The organism is Cardinium endosymbiont of Culicoides punctatus (assembly GCF_004354815.1).
In the GTDB taxonomy this organism is placed as follows: domain Bacteria; phylum Bacteroidota; class Bacteroidia; order Cytophagales; family Amoebophilaceae; genus Cardinium.
Genome location: NZ_QWJI01000048.1, coordinates 1,147 through 1,661 on the forward strand (window position 1 = coordinate 1,147; position 515 = coordinate 1,661).

Annotated in this window: 1 protein-coding gene; it reads left to right on the forward strand. The window is 29.5% G+C overall.

Annotated elements, in window-relative coordinates:
* Positions 1-515, forward strand: a 515-nt coding sequence (locus CCPUN_RS04165) for a PD-(D/E)XK nuclease domain-containing protein (RefSeq protein WP_191283884.1), incomplete at both ends; no start/stop codon positions are given.

The following is a 515-nucleotide window of genomic DNA, read 5'->3' on the forward strand; positions in this document are numbered from 1 at the left end:
TCTTTCTATAATTCTTTATCGGAAGAAATTGAGCAATCTTTACAGAAAAACTTAAGAAAAGAAGCATACGATATTCCCAATAAAGTAAACACAGCACTATCTAACGTAGATATAGATGAATTTGTAAAGATTGCTCAATCTCTATTTTCAGGTATACCTTTCAATTTGTCTCAGCAAAGACAAAATAAGAATGAAGCTTATTACCATACAGTACTGCATACTATATTGGAATGCTCATATATGGAACCAAAAAGTGAAGATGCTACCAATCAGGGTAAAATAGATATTGTTTTAAATTCATTACCTCATGTTACATATATTTTGGAGTTAAAACACGATTCAAGTTCAGATATAGCTATGGATCAAATAGATAACAAATCTTATAAAGATAAATTCCTTACTAAAGGTAAAGGTATTGTGACTATAGGTATCAATTTTGGGTGGTGGTACAAATATATGATTTTACTTAGCCCAAGCGTTACCTTTATTTATACTATCAATGACTATCATAATTG